Consider the following 24,187-nt stretch of genomic DNA (forward strand, 5'->3'; position numbering starts at 1 on the left):
CCCCTACCGCCATCTCAACCAGCCTTGGCCTTTTTCTTTTCTGCGATCACTTTCTCAGCAAGGTCGCGCGCAATAGCAAAGGCACCTTTGATTTTGTCGTTGTCCTTTTTCCAATCACGACGCACCACGATTTTGTTGTCTTTGACCTTGGCCATGCCCCGTTGGTTCTGGATGAATTCGACCAACCCCTGAGGCGAAGCAAACTTGTCATTGTGGAACTGGATCGTCGCGCCCTTCGGGCCACCGTCCAGTTTGGCAATTCCGGCGCGTTTGCACATGGCCTTGATGCGAACGACCAGCATCAGCGTGTTGACCTCTTTCGGCAACTTCCCGAACCGATCAATCAACTCGGCAGCAAAACCCTCCAGTTCAACCTTGGTCGAGAGCGATGACAAACGACGATAAAGACCCAGGCGCACATCCAGATCGGGAACGTAGTCTTCGGGGATCAGAACCGGCACGCCCAGGTTGATCTGCGGGGCCCATTGATCGTCTGCATCTGACAGCACCTCCATCTCACCCGCTTTGATCTTGGCAATCGCCTCTTCCAGCATCGACTGGTAAAGCTCATAGCCTACATCGCGCATCTGGCCGGACTGTTCCTCGCCCAGCAGGTTGCCCGCACCACGGATATCCAAGTCCTGAGATGCCAGTGTGAACCCGGCCCCCAGTGTGTCCAGCGACCCCAGAACCCGCAGGCGTTTCTCGGCAGTCGCGGTCAGTTTCTGGCGTGGCTTGGTGGTCAGGTATGCATAGGCACGCGTTTTCGAACGCCCCACCCGACCCCGGATCTGATAGAGCTGCGCCAGTCCGAACATATCCGCCCGGTGCACGACCATGGTGTTTGCGGTGGGAATATCCAGCCCGCTTTCGACAATGGTCGTGGCCAGCAACACATCATACCTGCCGTCGTAGAACGCGTTCATGCGGTCGTCGAGCTCGCCCGCCGCCATCTGACCATGGGCGACCACATAAGTCAGTTCCGGCAGTTGGCTTTTCAGGAAGTCTTCGATTTCAGGTAAGTCCGAGATGCGGGGCACAACATAAAAACTCTGACCGCCACGATAGTGTTCACGCAGCAGCGCCTCTCGGATCGTGACCGCATCGAACTCGCTGACATAGGTACGTATCGCAAGCCGGTCGATGGGCGGCGTGCCGATGATCGACAGATCGCGCACGCCGGTCAGAGACAATTGCAGTGTCCGTGGAATTGGGGTCGCGGTCAAAGTCAGAACGTGGATGTCGCTGCGCAGTTGCTTCAGCCGTTCTTTATGGCCCACACCAAAATGCTGTTCTTCATCGATGATCAGCAGACCCAGATTGTTGAAACGGATGCCCTTGGCCAGCAGCGCATGGGTACCGATCACGATGTCCACAGTGCCGCGTGCGAGACCATCGCGGGTTTGCTGCGCCTCTTTCGCGGAAACAAAACGCGACAGTTGCCGCACCTCCAGCGGGAAGCCACGGAACCGTTCCTTGAAACTTGCCGCGTGCTGGCGCGCCAACAGGGTTGTTGGCGCGACGACGGCCACCTGAACGCCCGACATGGAGGCGACAAAGGCGGCGCGCATCGCCACCTCGGTCTTGCCAAAGCCCACATCGCCGCAGATTAAGCGATCCATCGGTGCGCCTGAATGGATGTCTTCCATTACATCCGAGATCGCGCGCAACTGGTCGTCGGTTTCCTGATACGGGAAGCGCGCGCTGAACTCCTCCCACGCGTGGGGTGGCGGGTCTATGACCGGGGCTTTTCGCAGGGCGCGTTCCGCCGCGATGCGGATCAGCTTATCCGCCATCTCCCGAATGCGCTCTTTCAGCTTGGCTTTCTTGGCCTGCCACGCGCCGCCACCCAAACGATCCAACAGCCCTTCGTCATGGCCGTATTTCGACAGAAGCTCGATGTTCTCCACCGGCAGGTACAGCTTGGCCCGCTCGGCATATTCCAACAGCAGGCATTCATGAGCGGCACCAGCTGCGGTGACGACCTCCATCCCCAAGTAGCGACCGATCCCGTGGTCCACATGCACAACCAGATCGCCTGGAGTGAGCGATTGCGTTTCTGTCAGGAAGTTTTCAGCTTTGCGGCGCTTCTTGGGTTGGCGGATCAGGCGATCACCCAGAACATCCTGTTCGGCAATGACCGTCAGGCCCGGGGTTTCAAACCCATGCTCCAGCGCCCAGACGGCCAAATGCAAACCACGCTTGCCGATGCGGGTACCATTGGACACAGGTATGGCCTCGGCCAGACCTTCATCCTCGATCAGACCGGTCAGACGTTCGCGCGCGCCTTCTGAATAAGAGGCGATCAGCACCGGGCCTTTGTCGAGCTTGGCTGTGATGTGGCTGGCCAAAGCGCCGAACAGGCTGATGTTTTCCTGCTGGCGTTCCGGGGCAAAGTTACGCCCGATCCGGCCACCCGCGCCAATGACTCCGGGGCCAGTGGCCTGCGGCAAGGGGTTGAACTGCATCACCCGGCGATCTGCGACCGCCGCCTCCCAAGCGGTATCATCGAGATACAACAGACCCGGGGGGGTGGGTTTGTAAACCGTATCCATTCGGGATCGGTTTTCCAGTGCCAGACGCCGGGTTTCATACTGATCAGCAATCGTGTCCCACCGCGCCAATCGCGCAGGCGTGACCTGATCATCTACGGTAATCGTGGCGTCCGGCAGATAGTCAAACAGCGTCTCAAGCTTGTCGTGAAAAAACGGCAGCCAGTGTTCAATGCCCTGGTGCTTACGACCCGCGCTGACCGCTTCGTAGAGAGGATCATCTGTGCCGGCCGCGCCAAATTCGATGCGATAGTTCTGGCGGAATCGGGTGATGGCGGCCTCGTCCAGAATGACCTCGGACACAGGCGCAAGCTCAACCACATCCAGCTTCTCGGTTGTACGCTGAGAAACCGGATCAAAGCGGCGCGCGCCGTCCAGAACGTCGCCGAACAGGTCCAGGCGAACGGGGCCGGATTCTCCGGGAGGAAAGATGTCGATGATGCCACCGCGAATGGCATAGTCGCCGGGCTCCATCACCGTGGGACTTTGAGTGAACCCCATGCGCACCAGAAAATTCCTGAGCGCGGTCTCATCGATGCGCTGATCAACACGGGCGGTAAACGCCGCCTCGCGCAAAACCTCGCGCGCCGGCACGCGTTGGGTGGCGGCATTGAGCGTGGTCAGCAATACGAACTTCTTCGGCATCTGGTGGACTAATGCCGCCAGCGTGGCCACCCTTGCCGCCGAAATATCCGCATTCGGCGAGACCCGGTCATAAGGAAGGCAATCCCAACCCGGAAACACAAAGACCGGCATGTCGGGGGCAAAGAAGGCCAGCGCAGCACGCATCGCTTCCATCCGTTTGTCATCACGTGCGACATGGGCCACTGGCCCATCGCTGCGGGCGATTTCGTTCAGCACAAGCTGTGCGTCAAACCCTTCAGGGGCGCCGCCAACTGTCACGTGGTTCGGAGCCTTCATCGCCTCGCCTTTCAGATTTTGCTACCCAAGAACACCAATCGAAATGTTCTGATACATGCCCCAGAACGAAGTGACCAGTATCGAGATCATGCCGATGATCTGGGTATATAGCCTGCAGCGGGAAATGGTCTTGGAAACGGTCTCAAGCGTTAGCTCTTGCCGCCGCAGGCGTCGTGCCTGCGAAATGTTCACTAGCAGAACCAATGTCATCGGGAACATCAACAAAAACACCGCTTGGGCAAATTCAACTTCGTAATAAAAGCCCAGCGTTGCCAAACCGGTGAGTAAGAAACACACAAACGCCAGAAGGATAGTGCCCGACATGTCGACGATCAGCAATATCCGGTTCGTGTGGATGCGCACGATGTCCAGAAGATCGACCTCAACCTGACCGCCAATCCGTCGCGCACGCACCACCAGGTCATACGGGATACCCATCACCCAATGGCTGGCTGACGACCAGACCACCGCCAGTACAATCCAGTACCACAGATTCGAAAAGCTGCGCATGTCGATGAATTCAAAGATCGAAGAATACCAGTCCAAACCCAACCCTTTATTCAAACAACTCAGGGGGGTATATCGCGGCGACGCGTCCATTGATACCCTTGAGACCTTTGTAAATTCATGCCACCCAATGCTGGAATGTTCAAGGAGAACACGCCATGAAACCGACCATTGCCCCCTTTCCCCTGACTCGCTTTCGGCGGGCCCGTCAATCCGAGGCAATTCGTGGACTGGTGCGCGAAAACACATTGACCACTGACGATCTGATCTGGCCGGTCTTTGTGCGCGATGGTGAAGGAATTGAAGAACCGGTGCCCTCGATGCCGGGCGTGGTGCGCCGGTCGGTGGATAGGATTGCCAAAGCCGCGGTCGAGGCGCAAGCGCTTGGAATCCCCGCGATTTGCATCTTTCCCTACACGGATTCTGCGCTGAAAACTGAAGACTGTGCCGAAGCCTGGAACCCCGACAACCTGTCGAATCGGGCGATCCGGGCGATAAAGGCGGCGGCTCCGGATATTGCGGTGATGACCGATGTGGCGCTGGATCCCTACAACATCAATGGCCATGACGGGTATGTTGTCGACGGAGAGATCGTGAATGATCAGACCGTCGAGGCATTGGTCAAGATGACTCTCGCTCAGGCCGATGCCGGTGCAGATATTATCGGCCCGTCAGATATGATGGACGGCCGGATCGGAGAAATGCGCCGCGCACTGGAACACGCGGGCCATCACAACGTGATGATCCTCAGCTATGCTGCAAAGTATGCCAGCGCTTTTTATGGCCCCTTCCGGGACGCGGTCGGCGCTTCGGGCGCGCTGACCGGTGACAAGAAGACCTATCAGATGGACCCGGCCAACTCGGACGAAGCGTTGCGCCTGATCGAGCGCGACCTGACCGAGGGCGCGGATATGGTGATGATCAAACCGGGGATGCCTTATCTGGATATTTGCCGCCGGGTGAAAGACGGCTTTGGCGCGCCGACTTATGCCTATCAGGTATCCGGCGAATACGCGATGATTCAGGCGGCGTCGCAGAATGGCTGGATTGATGGCGACAAGGTGATGCTAGAAAGTCTGCTGGCCTTCAAGCGCGCCGGATGCGACGGCATTCTGACCTATTTCTCGCCGCAGGTTGCGCGCATCCTTCAGGGCTAAAACCCCAAAGAGTCGCAATTTTTCGCCGACGAATCCGCGTTGTCGGGCAGCTTTCCCGTGACACATGACCCTAATCGGCGTATCCTTGCCAACAAGATCGGGATAACCCGACAACATCAGGCACAGTTACAGAGACATAAAAACCATGAGCAGTTCCCCTTCCCCCCGACTGAGCCGTCGCGGCTTTGCCTTTGGCATGGCAGGTCTGACCCTGACAACCGCCTGCGGCAACGGCGTCGGCAATTCGAACGCGGCATCAATCGACGCCCGCGTCGACGCCACGCTGACGGAGATGTACGCGAAATATCCCAACACGGTTGAGATCGCAAACAAAGCCAACGGGATGTTGGTTATGCCCCTGATCACCGACGCCGGATTGATCATCTTTGGGGGTGCCTACGGCCAAGGCGCGCTGCGCATCAACGGGGCGACTGTCGATTACTATTCCGCAATTTCCGGATCCGCCGGCCTGCAATTTGGCGCGCAGCAATATGCGCATGTCCTGTTCTTCATGACTGAAGATGCGCTAAACGATTTCCGCCGTTCCAGCGGATGGACAGCGGGCGCCGATATTGGATATGTGGTTGACGCAACTGGGAATTCCTTGTCCACGGACACAACAACACTGCGTTCACCGGTGCTGGCGGCGGTCTTTGGTCAGGCCGGTCTGAAATTCGGCGCGACCGTCGAAGGCACAAAATACACGCGCATCATTCCATAAACCGGATTACCACTTCCCCCGCACATGGCCCCCGTCGCAGCACAACACTGCGGCGGGGCAACTATTTATAAGCGTTTCCGAGCAGGTTCTTGCCGCGTTCCTCTTTCGGTCCGACCGACCATCCTCTAATCTCTGAACAACCTTCATCCGAACGATAATATGGGGCAGTAATGGGTCTTGTTTTCCGCTGGCTGGTGCGCATCGCGTCGGGTCTGATTTTTCTGATCCTCTCCGCGATAGGCCTTGTCTATTTCCTGGCCAGCCAATCCCTGCCGGATTACGACCAGACCCTTGAAGTTGACGGCCTGACCGCCCCGGTCGAGATCGTGCGCGACACGGCCAACGTGCCGCACATTCTGGGCCAGACTGATCCGGATGTTTTCTTTGGACTGGGATACGCCCATGCGCAGGACCGGCTATGGCAAATGACCGTGATGCGCCGTACCGCGCAAGGCCGCCTGTCCGAAGTATTTGGTCCGCGCACCCTGCGCATCGACAAGTTGCTGCGGCGGCTTGACCTTTATGGCCTCGCCCATCGATCGGTCGAAGTGCAGGATGACTATACCAAAACCGCCTTGGGGGCTTATGCGGCCGGGGTCAATGCAAGACTGACTGAAATCAACGAAGAGGCACTGGGACGCGGTGCGCCTGAAATGTTCCTGTTCAATGCCCCCGTCTCGCCCTGGCAACCGGGTGACAGCCTTGCGGTCATCAAGCTGATGGCCTTGCAACTGTCGGGCCACCTGTCCGATGAGGTTCTGCGCGCCCGCACCTCTTTGATATTGAACAACCCCGAGCGTCTGGCCGACATCCTGCCTGACGTCCCCGGACCTGGTATCGCCGCCCTGCCGGAATATGCGTCCCTGTTCCCCAATCTGCCACGCTATGCGGCTGGCACGGATGTACCCGCGACCTCCCTCTCTCCGCTTCCCAAACGCGGTTTGGCCGGCGCCTCAAACGCCTGGACCGCTGCCCCATCGCGGTCAGCAAGCGGTGGCACATTGCTGGCCAACGACCCGCATCTGGGCTTCACTGCGCCCGGAGTGTGGTATCTAGCGCATCTCGGCCTGGAAAATGGCGGCGTGATCGGGGCTTCGATCCCCGGCGTACCCGCCATCATGACCGGACGCAGCGACCGCTTGGGATGGGGGCTGACCTCGTCTTATCTGGATGATCAGGATCTGCATATTGAGCAGTTGAACCCGGATAACCCCGAGGAATACCTGACCCCTGACGGTTACAAAGAGTTTCAGACCCGCCCTTCGATCATCGCCATAAAAGATGAAGCGCCCGTCACACTGACCCTGCGCTGGACGGAAAACGGCCCGGTCCTGCCCGGCACAGATTACAAGCTGGAAACTATTACTCCGCCCGGCCATGTGGCGTCTCTGTCCTGGACAGCGCTAAGCCCGCGCGACACCTCGATGACCGCTTCCATGGCGCTGATGAACGCGGATAACGTGCGTCAGGCCATCCGGGCGGGCGAGCAATTCATTGCCCCGTCGCAGAACCTTTCGCTAGTGGACCGGAACACCATCGGCATGAAGCTGATCGGCGCTATGCCCGCGCGGGACGTGCGAAACCAAAGCCGTGGTCGCATTCCGACACCCGGCTGGATCGAGGTGAATCGCTGGCAGGGCCGTCTGCCCTATGCGGACAATCCCGAATTTGTTGCTCCGGTCGGCGGCATTCTGGGCAATACGAACAACAAGATTATCGACCGCCCCTTTCCCAACCATGTGTCTTACGAATGGGGCGATACACAGCGCGTGCACCGCTGGGACCGCCTGATGCAATCCCGTGAGGTCCATACCCGCGACAGCTTTATCGAAGCGCAGCTTGATACCGTCAGTTTCACGGCACGGTCCTTGTTGCCATTGATCGGCGCGGATTTATGGTTCACTGGCGCGTCGGCCCCCGAGGGCACACCAGAACGACAGCGCCAGATCGCCTTGTCGCTCTTGGCGGACTGGAACGGTGAGATGAATGAACACCTGCCCGAGCCGTTGATCTATGCGGCATGGCTGCGCGCCCTTCAGATCCGCCTGATCGCGGATGAGCTTGGACCTCTGGCCAGCGAATACAAACACGTTGAGCCGCTATTCATCGAGCGGGTATATCGCGATATCGACGGAGCAAGCGTATGGTGCGATGTACGACAGAGCGCCCCTGTTGAGACGTGCACTGAAATGGCCCGACTGGCGCTGGATGACGCCCTGATCTGGATTTCTGAGCGCTATGGCAGCGCACTGGAATCCCTGCGCTGGGGCGATGCGCATCAAGCCACACATGACCACCCGGTTCTGGGTGACGTGCCTGTCCTGCGCTATTTCGTGAATATCCGCCAGTCGACCAGCGGTGGTGACAACACGCTGCTGCGTGGGCGCACCTTGGGCGAAGGCCCCGACCCGTTCCAGAATGTCCACGGCGCCGGGTATCGCGGGGTTTACGACTTTGCTGATCCCAACAGCTCGGTCTTTATCACTGCGACCGGTCAATCCGGGCACTTCCTGTCGCGCTACTATGACGATCAGGCGCAGCTATGGCGACGTGGCGAGTATATCCCCATGTCATTGGACCTTGACCTGGCCCGCGCTGCTGCGGTTGGCGTGACCAATTTGATCCCGCGATAATCCGCCTAATCGGCAACTCCTCGCCCCGATTTCCGGGGCGTCGTGGCACCTTGCGCCTTTTTCGCCTATGATCATTCCACCGATTATGTGGGACCAAAGGGGGGGGGCGAATATGGCCAGTATTCGAGATGTCCTAAATAATCTTGCTCGCGATTACGCAATTGCCTGGAGTTCCGGCGACGGTGACGCAGTTGCCGGTTTCTTTGCACCTGACGGTCAAATCACGATCAATCGGGGCGACCCCATAGAAGGGCGCGCAGCGATTGCCGATATGGCTCGTGGCTTTTACGCCGACTTCCCTGATCTTGAGGTCCGTTGCGATATGATGCGATGGGCCGGATCTCATGCGATTTTTGTTTGGACCCTAGAAGGGCACCACGCCGAAACTGGCAATCACGTTGTCGCGCGTGGTTGGGAAGAGTGGGAATTGACGTCAGACTATCTTGTAAAGTCATCGCTGGGCTGGTTCGACGCGGATGACTACCAACACCAGATTGACGGCAAATAGCTTAACGCGCTCGATCCGCAGCCGTTTCTATTGTGTAGTTCCGGGGTATTCCCTGTGTGACCTGAAACCAGTCTGACGCCTTGGCCCGTGCCTGATGTGCGTCAAAGGCCGCTTGCGTCACAAACACCTCTGACACAGTAAACCGCCCGGGCGTTGTCTGATCTTCCACAACTTCGAAAGACAAGCAGCCCTCTTCCGCGCGCGTGAGAGCGATGTGAAGCGGCAAGGCTGCCCGCACGTCTTCAAGCCGGTCGGGCGGCACGTCAATATGGCCATTCAGGAATACCCGTTGGTCCAATGCATCTGACATGCCAAGCCCTCTCGTCTTGTTCAAAGCGACGTGAACTGCGCGGCCTGTTTGTCAGTCCACAAAACCGTCAGACGGAACCCGTCTTCGGTTTGATCCTCGCTCTGGACGACGTCCTGACGGAATAGCCAAGCCCGCTTGTCACCCTCGGCGAAAGAGAGGTTCAGGACAACTTCATGCCGTGCCCCCTGAAGGAGCGTGGCAATCTCGGCCAACAGCGCGTCAACGCCTTCGCCCGTTACAGCCGAGATTGAGAATATCGCCGGGTCCCGTTCAGCCCGCGCCAATGCGGCCTCTTTGTTTTCGGGGTTAAGCAGGTCAATCTTGTTCCAGACCTCAAGCCGTGGACGTTCTTCATCGACACCCAATGAGGTCAGGATGGTCTCAACATCCTGCGCCTGTGCATCCGTTTCCTCGTGGCTGATATCACGTACATGAACGATCAGGTCCGCGCCCAGAACTTCCTCAAGGGTCGCCCGGAAAGCCGCCACAAGCTCGGTCGGAAGGTTCGAGATAAAGCCCACCGTATCCGACAGGATCACCTCGGGGCCGTCAGGCAACTGCACCCGTCGCATCGTCGGGTCCAGCGTGGCGAACAGCATGTCTTTGGCCATCACTTCGGCCCCGGTCAGGCGGTTGAACAGTGTCGATTTGCCTGCGTTTGTATAGCCCACAAGGGCAACGATTGGATACGGCACCTTGGCGCGTGCAGCCCGGTGCAGGGTGCGGGTCTTGACCACTTTCTGCAACTGACGGCGCAGTCTGACCAGTTGCTCGTCAATGGCGCGACGGTCGGCTTCGATCTGGGTTTCACCGGGTCCGCCAACGAACCCCAAACCACCCCGCTGCCGTTCAAGGTGGGTCCATGCCCGGACCAGGCGTGTGCGTTGATAGCTGAGAGCGGCCATCTCGACCTGCAGCACACCTTCACGGGTGCGGGCACGATCGCTGAAAATTTCAAGGATCAATCCGGTCCGGTCGAGGATCTTGACCTTCCACGCCTTTTCCAGATTGCGCTGCTGCACCGGCGTAACGGGACCATCGATCAAGACCAGCTCGATTTCACTGTCATGCAGTCGCTCGGCCAGTTCCTCGATCTTCCCAGTGCCGAACAAAAGCCCCGACTGGGCGCGTTGCAAGCGCACGATTTCAGACCCGATCACATCCAGATCGGGCAATGCAGCGGCCAGTGCAACCGCCTCGGCCAGCGCCGGTTCGGGAACACGGCGCTGTTCATCTGATTTGATTTCGGGATGCAGCACCCAAGCACGGGTGCGCCTCCGGTCATGTTCCATCAAGAGGCGTCTTCGCCCTCATACAGGTTGATCGGCTGTGATGGCATGATGGTTGAAATCGCGTGTTTGTATACCAACTGCGACTGTCCGTCGCGGCGCAACAATACGCAGAAATTGTCGAACCAGGTGATCACACCTTGCAGTTTCACGCCATTGATCAGGAAGATCGTTACCGGAACCTTAGCTTTCCGTACATTGTTCAGGAAGGCATCCTGAAGATTCTGTCTGTCCGAAGCCATATTTTTATAATCTCGCCATTGTTCTTGCTACGCGCTGCGGACCAACGCGCTCCCTCCCGGCGAGTATGGAGTGCCGCGCAGAGATATTCCAGATGAAAAATAAGGCGATAACGTTGGTGGAGCGTTTTGGTTCAATCCCGCCACAGCGATGGCGTGATCAGGGCAATGATAGCAAGCGTTTCCAGACGACCGATCACCATCGCTGCACAAAGTGTCAGTTTTGCCCCTGCGGACAGATCAATCAGCCGGATCGGGACGTCCGTGGCCAGCTCGATCAACGGACCCGTTGTCGTCAGGGTGGCTACACTCAGCACCATTGCCTGTTCGAAACCGGATCCCATCGCCGCCAGCAACAGGTTGAACACCGCCAGCGTCAGCGCAAAAAGCATCAGAAAAATCCAGGCGATAAAAGCCCCGTCGCTTTGAATGCGCCGGTTACCGCCCCCGACACCGCTGACGGATGAAGGATAGATCAGGCGATCAATCTCGCGCGCGCCGTTCAGATACAACGCAAAAACCCGCAACAGTTTGACGCCTCCGGCCGTGGTGGCGACCCCGCCGCCGATCAGCGCCAATCCCATCAACAGCAACCCCGGCGTACCCAGACCTGACAATTGCTGCGCATCGTTCCAGTTCGCACTTTCAAATCCGGCAGTGGTCAGGAAGGCCAACACGGTGAACAGCATACCCCAGATCACCTGCAAAGCCTGAAGCGGTGCGATCTGCCCGCCGATTTCGGTCACGCCAGCAACCACTCGGAAAAACAAGAGCAGCGCGACAGCCAAAACGATCAACAGGCCGATACGAAACTCGGGGTCTCTGTCCAAACGAGAATACCCGGTGGCAGCGGTATCCGCCGAAAAGGTGAGGCGCGAAAGGGCAAAGAAGAGGAACAGAAAAACAATCGCCTCACCGGTAAACCCGGCCTGCGCCCCTTCCATACCACCGACCGGAGAGATACCGGACGTGGCCATCACCGACATTGCGTGGCAGACAGCCGTCAGGCCGGCCTCACCCGCGATCAGCAGAAGCACCCAGATCACCGCGGTCAGCCCGGCGTATACCGGCGTCAGCGCCCGTGCCACACGCAGCAAACGGCCGCGCGGGTCCACGCGCTCGCTTTGCGCGACGCCTGACACCGGACGCCCAGGCTGCCCTTTTGCTGTCACCTCGAACCCACCAAGGGAAAGTGGGGCCAGAATCGCGGCGGCCGCGACCCACATCAGCAAGCCCCCCATCCAACCGACCAGCGCTCGCCACAGGTGCAGCGGTGCACTCAGCCGGTTATGATCAGGGAACAAGTCGGCCCCGGTGGTCGTCAGGGCGCTGACCATATCGAAATAAGCGTTCAGAAACGTGGTTGTGCCAAGCGCGTCATGGAATGGGATCGCCAGAAAGATCGGCAGGATAGTGAAGCATCCCAACATCACCGCCAGCTGCCCCAAAGTGCCCCGCCGCGGGATACGATTGGACGACGCCATTGCGATGATAGCGACCAGAAACAGGCCCAGAATGCCCGAATACAGAAATGATCGCGACGTACTGTGATCATCCAGCACCAGCGCATAGATTGCCGGAATCCACATGGCCAGAGACACGATTGCCCAGATCAGCAGGAACAACGGCAGTCGCCGTAAAAGCCTAACCTGTTGTGTCCCCGCACGCTCCATCAGAAGAAATCGATTGAAACCTGCATCAGGCGTTCAACCTCGGGCACGTCCTTGGCCATGGCAAAGATGGCAACCACATCCTTTTCATCGATCCTCAGACTTCCTGTCGGGCGCAGAACCTCGTCCCCTTTGCGCACGGCACCCACCAGCACACCTTCGGGGAAATCGATATCCCGCAGCTTCTGCCCCGCCATCGGAGAAGTCGACAGAACCTCGGCCTCGATCACTTCGGCCTCGGCATCGCCGATGGAATAAACCTGTCGCACACGCCCATGCCGGATATGGCGCAGGATCGAGCTGACGGTGGTGGCACGCGGGTTAATATAAGCGTCAATGCCCAACGGCCCCATCAGAGCAACCATGCTGGGATCGTTAATCAGCGCAATCGCCAGCGCACAGCCTTCGGCCTTGGCACGCACGGCGGCCAGCATGTTGGTGCGGTCGTCATCCGTGACGGCCAGCATCGCATCGGCCCGGTCGATACCCGCCTCGCTCAGCAAGCCGGAATCCAACCCATCCCCATGCAGAACGATTGTCCGCTCCAGCGCTTCGGCGGCGATCTCGGCGCATTGACGGTCGCGTTCGATGATCTTGGCACGCACGCGACCTTCACGCTCTTCCAGCGTTCTGGCCACTTCCAAACCAACATTACCACCGCCAACAATCACAATACGATCCTGACGCTTCTGGGCTTTGCCGAACACCTCCATGGTGCGGTTCACGTCTTTCACATTAGTAAAGACGTAACATTCGTCACCCACGAACAGCTGATCTTCGGACTCGGGCGCAAACAGCGTACCTTCGCGCCGAACCCCAACCACAATCGAACTGAGCGTGGAAAACAGATCGGTCAGTTGCCGGAGCGGCGTGTTCACGATCGGACAGTCCTCTTCCACCCTGATGCCCAGCAGTTGCGCCTTGCCATCCATGAAAATCTCGGTGTCAAAGGCCGACGGGGCAGACAGGCGGCGCATCGCAGCGGCAGCCACTTCGCGTTCGGGGCTGATCACCACATCGATAGGCAAGTGATCGCGGCGGTAAAGATCCGAATGGATGGCTTCCAGATAGGATTTCGACCGCAGACGCGCGATCTTGCGTTGGATCGAGAAGACCGAATGCGCCATCTGACAGGTGACCATGTTCACCTCGTCGGAATGGGTCGCAGCGATTATCATTTCGGCGTCACGGGCCCCTGCCCGTTCCAGTACGTCAGGATAGCTTGCAAACCCGGCAATGCCCTGCACATCCAGCGTTTCCGTCGCTCGGCGCACGAGGTCGGGATTGTTGTCCACGACCGTTACGTCATTCAGTTCGCCCGAAAGGTGCCGCGCAATCTGCCAGCCAACCTGACCTGCGCCGCATATGATGACCTTCATGTTTCTGGCCCTTCTGCCTGAGAGGATTGAATGACAGATGCCCCCAAAGCGGTCAATTGAATTGTCATCCCTGCGCGGCTGCGGCAAGATAAGCGTATGAAAACGCTGTTTCCTATGCTCGTTACCCTGATGGTACTGTCCTCATGTGGGCCGCTTTCGCTCTATTATCGCGAGGGCGCAACCGTGTCGCGACTGCAGGAAGAAACCACCCAGTGCCAGCTCAAGGCGGTAAAAGAGGTGCCAGTTGCCAATCAAATCCGTCAAAGCCCGCCGACGTACTGGCCCGGGCGCACATATTGCGACGGCCGGGGGCGGTGCTATCAATCGCCCGGATGGTGGCAGCCCGGTCGGGTCTATACCGTGGATGTGAATCAGGGCCTGCGTAATACCGTCGAAGCGCAATGCATGGCGCAAAAAGGCTTCCGGCCCGTAAGTCTGCCGCCCTGCAAGCAGAATGTGAAATCACGCGTGCCCGCGACGCGCACCACAACGTTGCCGCCGCTCAACAGCGCCTCGTGCTTTGTGAAATTCGATGATGGGTCCTTCCAGATCATAACGCCCGGTCAATCAGGCTGAGATCTGGTCCCCCCATATCCTGACCCAAGTCTCTCGGATCAGGCTTTGAGTCTGGTCGTGCGACCGGCAGATTACTCTGCCGGTTCCGGTTCGTCGATCTGTGCAACCCGTGCGCCGGATTTGTTCGATGTTACCACACCCAGCGATTTCAGTTTGCGATGCAGCGCGCTGCGCTCCATCCCTACAAAGCTGGCAGTGCGGCTGATATTGCCGCCAAAGCGATTGATCTGAGTCAGCAGATATTCCCGCTCGAACGCTTCACGCGCCTCACGCAGCGGCAAGGTTGCCAGCGCACCCGACAGAACGACACGGCCCGACTCTTCGGTTTTTTCCTCTTCGCTCGGCAGCTCACGCGCTTCGATCGGGCCGGTTCCGTCGCCCAGGATCAGAACCCGTTCGATCAGGTTCTTGAGCTGACGCACATTCCCCGGCCACGTCATCGTCTGCAACAAGGCAACCGCCTCCTCCGAGAGTTCCCGGATCGGCAAACCTTGGGTTTCGTTGCACATTTCAATGAAATGCTGGGCCAGAACCGGAATATCCTCACGGCGATCTTCCAGCGACGGAACTGCAATCGGTACTACGTTCAGACGGTGGTACAGTTCTTCCCGGAAGCGCTCGGCGGCGATTTCCACATCAAGGTCCTTGTTGGTGGACGAGATGACCCGAAGATCCACCCGCACCTTGTCAGACCCGCCCACACGCTGGAATTGCTGATCCACCAGCACCCGCAGAATCTTGGACTGCGTGCCCAAGGGCATATCCGCCACTTCGTCAAAATAGACCACACCGCCATGGGCTTCTTCCAGCAAACCGGGTTCGACCCCTCGTTCTGCGGATTCCCGGCCAAACAGAACTTCTTCCACGCGCTCGGGTTCGACCCCAGCGCAGTTCACCGTGACGAAGGGAGCATTGGCGCGGTTGGAATGAGCGTGAATATACCGCGCCGCAATCTCCTTGCCCGACCCGGCAGGTCCACTCAGCATCACGCGGCCATTTGATTTGGTCACTTTGTCCAACTGACCCTGCATACCGCGGAACGAAGCGGACTTGCCGATCATATCCGAATTGTTGACCTCTTTGCGCTTCAGCGACGCATTCTCGCGACGCAGGCGAGAGGTCTCCATCGCGCGGCGGATCACCACCATCAATTGGTCAATATTGAAGGGCTTTTCGATAAAGTCATACGCGCCTTGTTTGATGGCGGCGACCGCGATTTCGATGTTGCCGTGACCCGAAATGATCACCACCGGCACGTCCGGGTTGTCGCGTTTCACCGCCTTCAGAATATCGATACCGTCCATGCGGCTGTCTTTCAGCCAGATATCCAGGATCAACAGTCCCGGAGGCTCGGAATTGATCGACGCCATACACTCATCCGAGTTGGCCGCCAGCCGGGTTGAATACCCTTCGTCCTCCAGAATGTCGGACACCAGCTCGCGAATATCGCGCTCGTCATCTACGATCAGAATGTCGCTCATCTTTGGCCTGCTTTCAGTTTGTTGGTTCTAATTGCCTGCTTCTGTGGCGCAACGGTCGAGGACATGGTGGCCCCCGGTAAACGGATAACGGCCATCGCGCCAAAATGGTCCTGTCCGTCAAATACGGGCGCATCTTCAAGTGTCAGCGCTCCGCCATGTTCTTCGATGATTTTCTTGACGATGGGCAGGCCCAGCCCGGTCCCTTCGTCGCGTGTGGTCACATAGGGTTCAAACAGCCGCGCCCGATCCTCGGGCAGACCGATCCCGTTGTCTGCAATGGTGATGAGGGTACCCGCGTCATCACCGGACACTGCCACTTTTATCTGTGGCTTCAGATTGTCCGGCGCCCCTTTTTCCTTAAGGGTGCCAATCGCTTCTCCGGCATTTTTAATCAGGTTTGTCAGGGCTTGATGCAGCATGGTGGCGTCGACATCCGCCATGATGGGTTGCTGCGGCAAATCAGCGTCGATCTGTACATCCGGTTGCCCCGCTTGCTGCAGCACAACCGCTTCGCGCACCAGATCAACCACGTTTTCTTCCCGGCGCTCAGGCTCGGGCATCCGCGCGAATTTCGAGAATTCGTCCACAATTCGGCGCAGGTCGTTGGTCTGGCGTACGATCACGCCAGTCATCGACTCGAGGCCTTCGGAATCCTCTTCGTCCAGCTTGCGGGCAAATTTGCGCTTGATGCGCTCAGCGCTCAACTGGATCGGGGTCAACGGGTTCTTGATCTCATGGGCAATCCGGCGGGCAACATCGCCCCAGGCCGCCATCCGCTGTGCGCTGACCAGATCGGTCACATCATCAAATGCGACCACATAGCCTTCCAGCCCACCGTCTTCGCCGCGACGGATGGCCATCCGGACAAGCAGGTTCTCCAACCGGCCTTTACGGGTGACCTTGATCTCACCTTGAACGGCCTCTTGCCCGCTTTCTTTCAAATTTTCAAAAAGGGGCAGAAACTCCGGTACAGCGATACCGATCGCCAAGTGCTCTTCGCCCCGAGACCAATCCAGCAATCGTTCTGCCGAACGGTTTACGAAGGTCACGCAGCCTTCGGGGTCAATACCCACAACACCTGACGTGACCGAACTGAGAACCGAATCGAACAGACGGCGGCGGCTTTCGATTTGTTGCGTGTTTTCCAACAGCGTGTCCCGCTGTCCCTTCAACTGCCTGGTCATCTGGTTGAAATAACGGCCCAGCATGGCAATCTCATCATCGGTGGCTTCTTCGATGACCTGAACGCTCAGATCACCGGCGCCGACCCTTTGGGCCGCTGTGGTCAAACGACCCACTGGACGTGACAGGCGCTCGGCAAACCACATGCCCAACGACATTGCAGCAAGAATCAGGATCAGTGCAAAGCCAAGATACAGCAGGCCAAATTCGAACAGCACCCTGCCACGTTCGCTTTCCAACTGTTGGTAGAACTGTGCTGTTTCCTTGGTGTCATCCAGCAGCGTCAGCAACTGACCGTCAACCTCGCGGCTGACATACAGGTAACGGTCCAAATAGGCCGTCAGAGGCACCAGCGCGCGGAATTCATTGTTCGGCCAATCTGCGATAATCAACAGCCCCGTGTCGGTCGCCTCAGCCATTTGCTCGGACGTGGGGGCTTGGTAATTGAACAGATACGACCGATCCCCGCGCGACTTGATCTCACCGCTGCCGTCGATGACATAGGCTTCGCGCAACCCGCGTTGAATCTGAGCCTGCCCTTGCGCCAGCACTTCGCGCAACTCGGCGTCTGAGATGTAGAAATCCAGCGAGCGTGCGTTGTCCAGATATCGTGCCAGCACCGAGGCATCCTGAACCAACCCGCGCCGGTGTTCCTGCTCGTAGGCTTCCGCTGCTGTCAGGGAAGACCCCACCACCTGCCGAACCCGGTCCGAGAACCAGCCTTCGAGACCGATATTCACGGTGAGCCCCGCAAAAATCGCCACGGTCACGGTCGGCACCAGCGCCAGAAGTGTAAACGCCCCGATCAGGCGCAAATGCAGGCGCGAACCCGCCGATTTTGCCCTGCGCGCCGCAATCAAGCTGCCCACCTGACTGAGTACCAGCGCAGCGACAACCAGAACGTACACAAGATCAGCCAACAGAATCAGCCGCAAGGTCGGCGCCGTGGTGCCAAGATCAAAGGGACCGATAACAAGATACGTTGCCAACGCCAAAATCGGCCCCAGGAGCACCAGCCCAAAGGTTCCAAAATTGCGCAGTTTCCGTGATTTACGCCATCGACTTATCGATGGGATCATCCCGCTCTGTGCTCGGGTTGCCACCGTCTGCCCTCATCCTGATGTGCCGCGCTCGCGGCTTACCGCCATATATCGTGATCTTTTCCCGACAGATGCCGGGATGCCACGGTTTGTGTGGCGATATTACATCAGTTTGCGTCGGCGTGTCACCCGAATATCGAGATCGGTAATCTTTTTTCGCAACGTGTTTCGATTGATTCCCAGCAAATCGGCACATTTCGCCTGATTTCCGCCGGTTGCGTCCAGTGCAATTTCGATCAGCGGTGCCTCAACCTCGCGCAGAATACGCTGGTACAGGCCCGGCGGTGGCAGAATATTGCCGTGCAGATCAAAGTATCGTCGCAAATGACGCTCGACCGAGGTCGACAGTTTTTCGCGCTCTCCTCCGCTGAGAACCGGCTCTGCCTCGGGCTGACTGCCCAGTACAGCTTCCACTTCGGATTTAGAGATTTCATCTGCCCGGCTGGTCAGACCCAGACGACGTACGGCATTTTCCAACTGCCGCACGTTACCGGGCCATGAATAGCGCCGCACCAGTTCGACTGCCTCTGGACCAAGCCAGCGCTTTGTTCCACTTTCACGCTCATCGCGGGCCAGAAAATGTTCGGCCAGCAGCGGTATGTCATCCACCCTTTCGCGCAAAGACGGCACATGGATCGTGGCCCCGCACAACCGGTAATATAGATCCTGACGAATGCGCCCGTTTTCCATTCCTTCATTCAGGTCCGACTGGCTGGTGGCCATAAAGCGCGGAAGATGATCGCCAGGCGTGTCCATCATCCGCACGATCCGGGCCTGAACCTCATCGTCGATATCCGCGATCTCATCAATCAACAGCGTGCCACCACGCACCCGCGCCAACACCCGTGCGGGTCCTTCCAGATCCCGCAGCTCGGCAGCTGTAACTATGACAAAAGGCAGAGTGCGTCGGTCCGAGAAATCGTGAATAGCCCGCGCAATCAACGATTTACCCGTTCCGCTTTCACCCGAGATCATCACAGGCAGATCCGTGTTCATCACCCGTGCAACCAGCCTGTACAGGGCCTGCATAACCGGAGTGCGCCCGACCAGAGGGAGCTCGTCCGGGCGCTCGCCGTCTGCCTTGGCTGGTTCGGGTTGCGCGCGCTGCTTCTGACCCAGAGCGCGTGCGGTCCGCTTCATCAGGTCCGGCAGGTCGAACGGTTTCGGCAGGTAATCGTACGCATCCGCCTCTGCCGCCTGAATGGCCGTCATGATCGTGTTCTGCGCCGAAATCACGATAACAGGCAGACCCGGGCGATCCTCTGCAATTTTTGGCAGCATTTCCAGACCGTTGCCGTCGGGCATGACCACGTCTGAAATCACCACATCACCTTTGCCCTCACCGACCCAGCGCATCAGCGTGGTCAGCGATGAGGTTGCGTGTACCTTGCACCCGGCGCGCGTCAGGGCCTGGGTCAGAACGGTGCGGATCGTGCGGTCGTCATCCGCAACCAGTACTGTGCCATCCATCAGGGGGTCTCCTTCTTATGCTCGGCGTCTTCGCGCGGCGCGCGACGCAGAGACAGTTTGAATATGGTTCGCCCGGGAACGGATTCAGCTGAAACCCAGCCATCGTGGTCCGAGACAATCTTACTGACCAGCGCCAGCCCCAGTCCGGTGCCATTTTCCCTACCCGACACAAACGGATCAAAAATGTCACCGCGAATTTCTTCAGGCAGGCCCGGGCCATCGTCGATGATCTCGACCTGCAGGGGCAGCGAATGACCCGATCCATCGCTGCGGCGCAGTCGGAACGAGTGTTCATAATACGTCCGCAGGCGGATCGTGCCGCCCTGCGCACCGGCGGCTTCGGACGCGTTCTTCAGAAGGTTCAGCACCACCTGCAACAACTGATCCGGGTCTCCATAAGCCAACGGCAAAGACGGGTCATAATCTTCGATGATCGTCATATCCGCACCAAAACCCAGCAAGGCAGACCGGCGTGCGCGATCCAGAACGTCATGGATATTGACCGGCTTGAAGTCAGGTTTCTGCAGGTTTCCAAATTGCTCGACCTGTTCCAACAGCTTTACGATCCTGCGGCTCTCGGCCACAATAAGATCCGTAAGTTCAAGGTCTTGTGGCGGGATATTCATGCTCAACAACTGCGCGGCACCTGTAATCCCGGCCAACGGATTCTTGATCTCATGGGCCAGCATTTCGGCCATGCCGATGGCCGATTGCGCAGCCGATTTGACGGTATTGCCCCGTGTCATCCGCCCCGACAACTCGCGCGGTGAGATGATCATGATCATCGATCCCGGATGCCCAACCAACGGCGCGATCTGCAAAGCGCATTGCAGCGGCGCGCGGTTTCCCGATCCGGCGTCGACATCGTTGACAAAAAGTGGCGTGCCAAGGGTTCGCGCACGCTCAAATGCTTCTTCCAGCGGTGCGTCCACGGCGATCTGATCCCACACCGGATAGCCGACCACTGCCTTGCGTGACGCGTTCAGAAACCCCTCACCTGCTGCATTTACATCTGAAATCCGATCATCCGCATCAATGATGAAGGCCGGAACAGGCAAGGAATTCCAAATGCTGGCGTTTGAGTTCATGCCGCCACCTCGCCCGTATCACTCAACGCATCCGCCAGCAGACGCAGTACTTCCCTTGGATCGCGAGAGGTCAGAACGGCCCGCCGCAGCGGCGCAGGGGTCGCGGCCCCATCCATGTACCAGCCCAGATGTTTGCGCGCGACGCGCAGACCCAGATCCGCACCGTAGAAGGCCAGCATCGCCTGATAATGCGCCTGCACCATGTCGATCAGATCCGCCCCGACCGGAATATCCGGGGCCTCTGCCCCGTAAAGGTCATGGCATATTTGAGCCAAGAGCCAGGGCTTGCCCTGCGCGCCGCGCCCGACCATAACCCCGTCCGCGCACGACTGATCCAGCGCAATCCGCGCAGCAGCGGTATCCACGATGTCGCCATTTGCAACGACTGGAATCGATACAGCCTCTTTCACGGCTCGGATCGCCCGCCAATCAGCATGGCCTTTGTAGAACTGACACCGCGTGCGACCATGGATCGTGACCATCTGAATGCCTGCGTCCTGCGCACGCCGCGCCACATCCGGTGCATTGAGCAGAGAGTCGTCCCAGCCCAACCGGGTTTTCAAGGTCACAGGCAGATCAACTGCATCGACCACGGCTTCGATCAGGGTCAGGGCGTGATCCGGTGTTTTCAGCAAAGCTGAGCCGGAGTAGCCATTGGTCACTTTCTTGGCGGGACAGCCCATGTTGATGTCGATTACCCGCGCGCCCCTGTCGGCGACCTGACGGGCGGCTTCAGCCATCCAATGCGCCTCGCGCCCGGCCAGTTGCACGGCAGTGTTTTCCACATCCGCAGACAGTTCCGCGCGTTCGCGCACGCCGGGCTTTGCTTGCACCATCTCCTGACTGGCGACCATTTCACTGACCACCATGCCAGCGCCAAATCGCATCACCAGATCGCGAAAGGGGCGATCAGTGATTCCGGCCATCGGCGCCAGCAAGACCGGCGGTGTTACTTCCTTGTCAGCGAGGTGCAGGGTCAACGTGCTTAATCCTTGGGCAGTTGCTGTTTTGATATCGAATTCTGCGCATATGAACAACAAAACGCCGCGAAACAAGCCCGCGGAATCATCACATGCCTATTTTTTAATCTCTTTACCTTGTGTGATTGCCTCGGCTTTCACCGCCGCCTAAACACAGACCAATACGAAGGAGCGCCTGAGACATGACCACAGCCGCCATCATAGTCGCCGCAGGGCGCGGAATGCGTGCCGGAGGCGGCGTACCCAAGCAATGGCGCAGCCTTGCGGGTCGTCGCGTAGCTGACTGGACGATCGAGCGGTTTCGCGGACAGGTGGATCACATCGTTCTGGTGCTTTCAGACGAAGACACACCAGCGTGGGAAGAGTTTCGCGAATCTGATCTGATCCTCGCTTCCGGCGGGTCAGATCGCTCGGGTTCGGTGCGTAGCGGACTGACGGCCCTGGAAGGTCTGGGTGTTCAACATGTTCTGATCCATGACGTGGCCCGGCCTTGTGTCTCGCAGCGCATCATACAGGACGTGCTGGCCGCGCTGGAAACGCACCAAGCGGCTGCCCCGGGGCTTGTCGTCACAGATGCATTGTGGGTTGGTCAAGACGATGCTGTGACCGGCACGCAAGACCGCAACGGCCTTTACGCCGCGCAGACACCACAGGGATTTCACCATGATGCCATCGCCGCCGCCCATGCAGCCCATTCGGGCGGCGCTGCGGATGATGTGGAAGTAGCCCGCGCGGCAGGGCTTGAAGTGTGCATTGTCCCCGGCGACGCGGACAATCTGAAGATCACCCGACCCGAGGATTTTGCCCGGGCAGAACGGATAATGGGAACGGATATGGATGTGAGGCTGGGCAACGGGTACGACGTGCACCGTTTTGGCGACGGAGATCACGTAATTCTGTGTGGCGTGAAAGTACCGCATGATCGCGGATTGCAGGGGCATTCGGATGCCGATGTCGGAATGCATGCCGTAACCGATGCAATATATGGCGCTTTGGCACAGGGTGACATCGGTCAACACTTCCCGCCTTCAGATCCACAATGGAAAGGCGCGGCCAGCAAGATTTTTCTACGCCATGCGGTCGAGATGGCCGGGCACATGGGATACCGCATTTCGAACGTCGACTGCACGCTGGTCTGCGAGTATCCAAAGATCGGCCCTCATGCTGCCGCCATGCGCGCCGAGATGGCTCGTATCATGGAGTTGAGCAAGGATCAGGTCTCGGTCAAGGCCACCACGTCCGAGCGTTTGGGCTTTACCGGCCGCAGCGAGGGGATTGCCTCGCTCGCCACTGCCTGTCTGGTGAAGGCATGACTGCGGCGCAGGTGATCGGCACGGTCGGCGGTGTCGGCTATTTGCGCCCTGCCCCCGGCACCTGGGGATCCCTGGCAGCGCTGCCCATGGTTTGGGTGTTGCACACGCTGGGTGGGTTTCCTCTGCTGGCACTCGCAACGCTTGTTGTTTTTGTCGGCGGCCTTTGGGCGACCCGCGTGATGACAGAGGGGCAAGACGATCACGACCCATCGGAAATCGTCATTGATGAGGTCGCAGGCCAGTTCATCGCGCTTTGGGCGATTTCTTACCCGTCCTGGGCCCATGGGATCGACATTTCCGCCCTTTGGCCAGGTTGGGTGGCAGGATTCATTCTGTTCCGCCTGTTCGACATCACCAAGCCGGGGCCCGTTGGCTGGGCCGACCGGCGCGGCGATCCGATGGGCGTGATGCTGGACGACGTCATCGCAGGCGTTTTTGCAGCCATCGGCGTGATGGTTCTGGCCGGATTGGCACACGGAGTTCTGGGCCTATGAACGTGACCGAGCTGCTGGATTTTGCCAAGGCGCAGGGCGTTATGATCTCTACTGCTGAAAGTTGCACCGGCGGCATGGTGGCCGCGGCCCTGACCGATATTCCCGGCAGTTCCGCCGTGGTGGACCGTGGATTTGTCACCTATACCAACGCAGCGAAACAGGACATGCTGGGCGTTCTTGCCGAGACGCTGGCCGCGCATGGTGCAGTGTCGGAAGACGTCGCCCGCGAGATGGCAGACGGCGCCCTGCGCCATTCTCAGGCCCAGCTTGCCGTATCGATCACCGGCATTGCCGGACCGGGCGGATCCGAGTTCAAACCGGAGGGGCGCGTGTGTTTCGGGCTGGCGCGCGACGGTCGGATCACGCTAACCGAAACCGTTGAATTCGGCGCGTTGGGGCGAGATGCCGTCCGTTTGGCGGCCCGTGATCACGCGCTGGGTCTGCTGAAAGACAGCCTTTCATAAGCGCCCGTTCTTCAGGCATATCGCACGCAATTTTGCAAAACCTGTCGTCCCTTTAACAAAAGGCGATATTTTGTGCTCTTATTGAGGAACCACCACTTTTGTCCCGGACACCCGGACCGCGCATTTTACGGGCTGGTGTTTGTGGGTGCCTTT

The 24,187-nt window shown here is 58.7% G+C and carries 20 protein-coding genes; 8 read left to right on the top strand and 12 right to left on the bottom strand.

Annotated features, from left to right (window positions below):
* Positions 1–14: 14 nt before the first annotated feature.
* Both mfd and AC2FJZ_RS15905 read right to left on the bottom strand, forming a co-directional pair.
* Positions 15–3,473: a transcription-repair coupling factor gene (gene mfd, locus AC2FJZ_RS15900; RefSeq protein ID WP_496778847.1), complete on the bottom strand. Its 3,459-nt coding sequence runs from the start codon at positions 3,471–3,473 to the stop codon at positions 15–17.
* A 21-nt stretch (positions 3,474–3,494) separates the two neighbouring features.
* A complete protein-coding gene (locus AC2FJZ_RS15905; RefSeq protein ID WP_496672935.1) occupies positions 3,495–4,019 on the bottom strand; it encodes a component of SufBCD complex in 525 nt (174 codons plus the stop codon).
* Positions 4,020–4,138: 119 nt separating this feature from the next.
* On the opposite strand from AC2FJZ_RS15905, the gene hemB reads away from it, so the two are divergent.
* The 4 genes from hemB (at position 4,139) to AC2FJZ_RS15925 (ending at position 8,999) form a co-directional block, all read left to right on the top strand.
* Positions 4,139–5,137, top strand: coding sequence for a porphobilinogen synthase (gene hemB, locus AC2FJZ_RS15910; protein WP_496672932.1), 999 nt, complete (start codon positions 4,139–4,141; stop codon positions 5,135–5,137).
* A gap of 145 nt (positions 5,138–5,282) precedes the next feature.
* Positions 5,283–5,858, top strand: coding sequence for a lipid-binding SYLF domain-containing protein (locus tag AC2FJZ_RS15915; protein WP_050602298.1), 576 nt, complete (start codon positions 5,283–5,285; stop codon positions 5,856–5,858).
* 170 nt (positions 5,859–6,028) lie between these two features.
* Positions 6,029–8,491 (top strand): penicillin acylase family protein, encoded by a 2,463-nt coding sequence (locus AC2FJZ_RS15920; protein WP_496778849.1) that lies wholly within the window; start codon positions 6,029–6,031, stop codon positions 8,489–8,491.
* Between the two features lie 112 nt (positions 8,492–8,603).
* Positions 8,604–8,999 carry a nuclear transport factor 2 family protein gene (locus AC2FJZ_RS15925; RefSeq protein ID WP_050602296.1) on the top strand — a complete coding sequence of 132 codons (396 nt, stop codon included), beginning with the start codon at positions 8,604–8,606 and terminating at the stop codon, positions 8,997–8,999.
* Position 9,000: 1 nt separating this feature from the next.
* Here AC2FJZ_RS15925 and AC2FJZ_RS15930 read toward each other — a convergent pair whose 3' ends face one another.
* The 5 genes from AC2FJZ_RS15930 to trkA all read right to left on the bottom strand — a co-directional run bounded on the left by AC2FJZ_RS15930 (position 9,001) and on the right by trkA (position 13,886).
* Positions 9,001–9,309: a putative quinol monooxygenase gene (locus AC2FJZ_RS15930; RefSeq protein WP_496778851.1), complete on the bottom strand. Its 309-nt coding sequence runs from the start codon at positions 9,307–9,309 to the stop codon at positions 9,001–9,003.
* Between the two features lie 20 nt (positions 9,310–9,329).
* Entirely contained in the window at positions 9,330–10,601 is a 1,272-nt protein-coding gene (hflX, locus tag AC2FJZ_RS15935; protein ID WP_496778853.1) for a GTPase HflX, read from the bottom strand.
* On the bottom strand, positions 10,601–10,840 hold the full coding sequence (gene hfq, locus AC2FJZ_RS15940; protein WP_005982826.1) for an RNA chaperone Hfq: 240 nt from the start codon (positions 10,838–10,840) through the stop codon (positions 10,601–10,603). Before hfq ends, hflX begins: the two co-directional genes overlap by 1 nt.
* Positions 10,841–10,971: 131 nt before the next feature.
* Entirely contained in the window at positions 10,972–12,510 is a 1,539-nt protein-coding gene (locus AC2FJZ_RS15945) for a TrkH family potassium uptake protein (protein WP_050602293.1), read from the bottom strand.
* Positions 12,510–13,886 carry a Trk system potassium transporter TrkA gene (gene trkA / locus AC2FJZ_RS15950; RefSeq protein WP_496672921.1) on the bottom strand — a complete coding sequence of 459 codons (1,377 nt, stop codon included), beginning with the start codon at positions 13,884–13,886 and terminating at the stop codon, positions 12,510–12,512. The genes AC2FJZ_RS15945 and trkA overlap by 1 nt, the downstream gene beginning before the upstream one ends.
* Before the next feature lie 96 nt (positions 13,887–13,982).
* Between trkA and AC2FJZ_RS15955 the strand changes: the two genes are divergently transcribed.
* Positions 13,983–14,462 carry a hypothetical protein gene (locus AC2FJZ_RS15955; protein ID WP_496672918.1) on the top strand — a complete coding sequence of 160 codons (480 nt, stop codon included), beginning with the start codon at positions 13,983–13,985 and terminating at the stop codon, positions 14,460–14,462.
* A gap of 71 nt (positions 14,463–14,533) precedes the next feature.
* On the opposite strand, the gene ntrX is transcribed toward AC2FJZ_RS15955, so the two are convergent.
* From ntrX to dusB, 5 genes are all read right to left on the bottom strand, one after another.
* Positions 14,534–15,943: a nitrogen assimilation response regulator NtrX gene (gene ntrX, locus AC2FJZ_RS15960; RefSeq protein WP_050602290.1), complete on the bottom strand. Its 1,410-nt coding sequence runs from the start codon at positions 15,941–15,943 to the stop codon at positions 14,534–14,536.
* A complete protein-coding gene (locus tag AC2FJZ_RS15965; protein WP_496778855.1) occupies positions 15,940–18,204 on the bottom strand; it encodes a sensor histidine kinase NtrY-like in 2,265 nt (754 codons plus the stop codon). The genes ntrX and AC2FJZ_RS15965 overlap by 4 nt, the downstream gene beginning before the upstream one ends.
* Positions 18,205–18,327: 123 nt before the next feature.
* Positions 18,328–19,695, bottom strand: a complete 1,368-nt coding sequence (locus AC2FJZ_RS15970) for a response regulator (RefSeq protein ID WP_496778857.1) — start codon at positions 19,693–19,695, stop codon at positions 18,328–18,330.
* Positions 19,695–20,783 carry a two-component system sensor histidine kinase NtrB gene (locus AC2FJZ_RS15975; protein WP_496778860.1) on the bottom strand — a complete coding sequence of 363 codons (1,089 nt, stop codon included), beginning with the start codon at positions 20,781–20,783 and terminating at the stop codon, positions 19,695–19,697. Before AC2FJZ_RS15975 ends, AC2FJZ_RS15970 begins: the two co-directional genes overlap by 1 nt.
* Positions 20,780–21,763: a tRNA dihydrouridine synthase DusB gene (dusB, locus tag AC2FJZ_RS15980; protein ID WP_496778862.1), complete on the bottom strand. Its 984-nt coding sequence runs from the start codon at positions 21,761–21,763 to the stop codon at positions 20,780–20,782. The genes AC2FJZ_RS15975 and dusB overlap by 4 nt, the downstream gene beginning before the upstream one ends.
* A 182-nt stretch (positions 21,764–21,945) precedes the next feature.
* On the opposite strand from dusB, the gene AC2FJZ_RS15985 reads away from it, so the two are divergent.
* Genes AC2FJZ_RS15985 through AC2FJZ_RS15995 form a run of 3 tightly spaced genes read left to right on the top strand, consistent with a single transcriptional unit; the run spans position 21,946 to position 24,034 of the window.
* Positions 21,946–23,076 carry a bifunctional 2-C-methyl-D-erythritol 4-phosphate cytidylyltransferase/2-C-methyl-D-erythritol 2,4-cyclodiphosphate synthase gene (locus AC2FJZ_RS15985; protein WP_496778864.1) on the top strand — a complete coding sequence of 377 codons (1,131 nt, stop codon included), beginning with the start codon at positions 21,946–21,948 and terminating at the stop codon, positions 23,074–23,076.
* On the top strand, positions 23,073–23,570 hold the full coding sequence (locus tag AC2FJZ_RS15990) for a phosphatidylglycerophosphatase A family protein (RefSeq protein WP_496778866.1): 498 nt from the start codon (positions 23,073–23,075) through the stop codon (positions 23,568–23,570). Before AC2FJZ_RS15985 ends, AC2FJZ_RS15990 begins: the two co-directional genes overlap by 4 nt.
* The gene (locus AC2FJZ_RS15995; RefSeq protein WP_496778868.1) at positions 23,567–24,034 is read left to right on the top strand and encodes a CinA family protein; all 468 of its coding nucleotides are present in this window, start codon (positions 23,567–23,569) and stop codon (positions 24,032–24,034) included. The genes AC2FJZ_RS15990 and AC2FJZ_RS15995 overlap by 4 nt, the downstream gene beginning before the upstream one ends.
* Positions 24,035–24,187: the final 153 nt, after the last annotated feature.

Source organism: Ruegeria sp. CDSA079, assembly GCF_059612245.1.

Bases quoted from the DNA above. Each gene is read 5' to 3' on its own strand.
- mfd (WP_496778847.1), bottom strand. From the start codon at position 3,473: ATGAAGGCTCCGAACCACGTGACAGTTGGCGGCGCCCCTGAAGGGTTT.
- hemB (WP_496672932.1), top strand. From the start codon at position 4,139: ATGAAACCGACCATTGCCCCCTTTCCCCTGACTCGCTTTCGGCGGGCC.
- AC2FJZ_RS15915 (WP_050602298.1), top strand. From the start codon at position 5,283: ATGAGCAGTTCCCCTTCCCCCCGACTGAGCCGTCGCGGCTTTGCCTTT.
- AC2FJZ_RS15920 (WP_496778849.1), top strand. From the start codon at position 6,029: ATGGGTCTTGTTTTCCGCTGGCTGGTGCGCATCGCGTCGGGTCTGATT.
- AC2FJZ_RS15925 (WP_050602296.1), top strand. From the start codon at position 8,604: ATGGCCAGTATTCGAGATGTCCTAAATAATCTTGCTCGCGATTACGCA.
- AC2FJZ_RS15930 (WP_496778851.1), bottom strand. From the start codon at position 9,309: ATGTCAGATGCATTGGACCAACGGGTATTCCTGAATGGCCATATTGAC.
- hflX (WP_496778853.1), bottom strand. From the start codon at position 10,601: ATGGAACATGACCGGAGGCGCACCCGTGCTTGGGTGCTGCATCCCGAA.
- hfq (WP_005982826.1), bottom strand. From the start codon at position 10,840: ATGGCTTCGGACAGACAGAATCTTCAGGATGCCTTCCTGAACAATGTA.
- AC2FJZ_RS15945 (WP_050602293.1), bottom strand. From the start codon at position 12,510: ATGGAGCGTGCGGGGACACAACAGGTTAGGCTTTTACGGCGACTGCCG.
- trkA (WP_496672921.1), bottom strand. From the start codon at position 13,886: ATGAAGGTCATCATATGCGGCGCAGGTCAGGTTGGCTGGCAGATTGCG.
- AC2FJZ_RS15955 (WP_496672918.1), top strand. From the start codon at position 13,983: ATGAAAACGCTGTTTCCTATGCTCGTTACCCTGATGGTACTGTCCTCA.
- ntrX (WP_050602290.1), bottom strand. From the start codon at position 15,943: ATGAGCGACATTCTGATCGTAGATGACGAGCGCGATATTCGCGAGCTG.
- AC2FJZ_RS15965 (WP_496778855.1), bottom strand. From the start codon at position 18,204: ATGATCCCATCGATAAGTCGATGGCGTAAATCACGGAAACTGCGCAAT.
- AC2FJZ_RS15970 (WP_496778857.1), bottom strand. From the start codon at position 19,695: ATGGATGGCACAGTACTGGTTGCGGATGACGACCGCACGATCCGCACC.
- AC2FJZ_RS15975 (WP_496778860.1), bottom strand. From the start codon at position 20,783: ATGAACTCAAACGCCAGCATTTGGAATTCCTTGCCTGTTCCGGCCTTC.
- AC2FJZ_RS15985 (WP_496778864.1), top strand. From the start codon at position 21,946: ATGACCACAGCCGCCATCATAGTCGCCGCAGGGCGCGGAATGCGTGCC.
- AC2FJZ_RS15990 (WP_496778866.1), top strand. From the start codon at position 23,073: ATGACTGCGGCGCAGGTGATCGGCACGGTCGGCGGTGTCGGCTATTTG.
- AC2FJZ_RS15995 (WP_496778868.1), top strand. From the start codon at position 23,567: ATGAACGTGACCGAGCTGCTGGATTTTGCCAAGGCGCAGGGCGTTATG.